Here is a 1,919-nt window from a genome sequence, read left to right as displayed (position 1 = left end):
GGCCCGGGACGCGGACCGGGACCGGTTCCAGGACCCGGCCACGCGGCCGGACCCGGCCCGGCGGCAGCACCCGGCGGACTGCCGGGCACCCAGGTACGACGCTGGATCGAGATCAACGGCACCCGCCACCAGATCTCCCGCGCGACGCTCGTGCTCGGCCGCAGCACCGAGGCGGACGTGCGGATCGACGACCCCGGCGTATCGCGGCGGCACTGCGAGATCCGGGTCGGTACGCCCTCGACTATCCAGGATCTCGGGTCCACCAACGGCATCGTGGTAGACGGACAGCACACCACCCGCGCTACGCTCCGCGACGGCTCGCGGATCGTCGTGGGCAATTCCACCATCGTTTACCGGCAAGCCGAAGGGTGAAGCGGGGGCAATGTCAGAGCTGACCCTGACGGTCATGCGGCTAGGTTTCCTGGCCGTTCTGTGGCTGTTCGTGATCGTGGCCGTCCAGGTCATCCGCAGCGACCTGTTCGGAACACGCGTCACCCAGCGCGGCTCACGCCGCAACGCGGACGCCAGACCGCAACAGGCACGCCAGACCGCGGCGGCGGCCCCGCCGCCGCAACGCCAGCAGCAGGGAGGCCGGCAGCGCCGCGGCGCACCCACCAAGCTGGTCGTCTCCGAAGGCATCCTGACCGGCACCACGGTCGCGCTCCAGGGCCAGACCATCACCCTGGGCCGCGCGCACGACTCAACGATCGTGCTGGACGACGACTACGCGTCCAGCCGGCATGCCAGGATCTACCCGGACCGTGACGGCCAGTGGATCGTCGAGGATCTCGGGTCCACCAACGGCACGTATCTCGACCGGACCCGGCTCACGACCCCGACACCGATTCCGCTGGGCTCACCGATCCGCATCGGGAAGACCGTCATCGAGCTGCGGAAGTAGTACGACAATGAGCGAGCGGAGCGAGCGAGCCGCAGCGGTCCCGACAGCGGACCGGAGCAGGCTCCCGACCGGAGGGTGGGCAGTGTGGCTCGAGACCGGCTGGCGCGACAGTCGACCGGCGAGCCGACGGGCGAGGTGCGCATGAGTCTGTCGCTGCGCTTCGCCGCCGGGTCGCACAAAGGCATGATCCGGGAGGGCAACGAGGACTCCGGCTACGCCGGCCCCCGATTGCTCGCCATCGCCGACGGCATGGGCGGCCAGGCCGCGGGTGAGGTCGCCTCCTCCGAGGTGATCTCCACCCTCGTGCAGCTCGACGACGACGTGCCGGGCTCCGACATCCTCACCTCGCTCGGTACGGCGGTCCAGCGCGCCAACGACCAGCTCCGCCTGATGGTCGAGGAGGACCCGCAGCTGGAGGGCATGGGCACCACGCTCACCGCCCTCCTGTGGACCGGCCAGCGCCTCGGCCTCGTCCACGTCGGCGACTCCCGCGCCTACCTCCTGCGCGACGGCGTCCTCACGCAGATCACCCAGGACCACACCTGGGTGCAACGCCTGGTCGACGAGGGCCGGATCACCGAGGAAGAGGCCACCACCCACCCGCAGCGCTCCCTGCTGATGCGCGCCCTGGGCAGCGGCGACCACGTCGAGCCGGACCTCTCCATCCGTGAGGTACGGGCGGGCGACCGGTACTTGATCTGTTCGGACGGTCTCTCCGGCGTCGTCTCCCACCAGACCATGGAAGAGGCCCTCGCCGGCTACCAGGGCCCGCAGGAGACCATCCAGACCCTCATCGAGCTCGCCCTGCGCGGCGGCGGCCCGGACAACATCACCTGCATCGTCGCCGACGTCCTGGACGTCGACGCCAACGACACCCTCGCCGCCCAGCTCAACGACACCCCCGTCGTCGTCGGCGCCGTCGCCGAGAACCAGCTCCCGCCCAGCGCCGCGGAGAACGCCGCCGCGATGCAGACCCCCGCGGGCCGCGCGGCCGGCCTCGGCCGCGCCGTACCGCAGC

3 protein-coding genes are annotated in these 1,919 nt (G+C 71.2%); all 3 read left to right on the top strand.

Annotation, left to right across the window (positions count from 1 at the left end):
• The coding region (locus GT042_RS24660) for an FHA domain-containing protein (RefSeq protein WP_237531137.1) at positions 1–372 on the top strand (372 nt) is incomplete at its 5' end.
• 10 nt (positions 373–382) lie between these two features.
• Positions 383–901 (top strand): FHA domain-containing protein, encoded by a 519-nt coding sequence (locus GT042_RS24655; RefSeq protein ID WP_161310923.1) that lies wholly within the window; start codon positions 383–385, stop codon positions 899–901.
• Between the two features lie 84 nt (positions 902–985).
• A partial coding sequence (locus GT042_RS24650) for a Stp1/IreP family PP2C-type Ser/Thr phosphatase (protein ID WP_161310922.1) occupies positions 986–1,919 on the top strand: 934 nt, incomplete at its 3' end.

The sequence above is a fragment of the Streptomyces sp. SID3212 genome (genome assembly GCF_009865405.1).
In the GTDB taxonomy this organism is placed as follows: Bacteria; Actinomycetota; Actinomycetes; order Streptomycetales; family Streptomycetaceae; genus Streptomyces.
The sequence above is the reverse complement of the archived record's forward strand: the minus strand, read 5'-3'. Positions and strand labels throughout refer to the sequence as shown.

Bases quoted from the DNA above. Each gene is read 5' to 3' on its own strand.
- GT042_RS24655 (WP_161310923.1), top strand. From the start codon at position 383: ATGTCAGAGCTGACCCTGACGGTCATGCGGCTAGGTTTCCTGGCCGTT.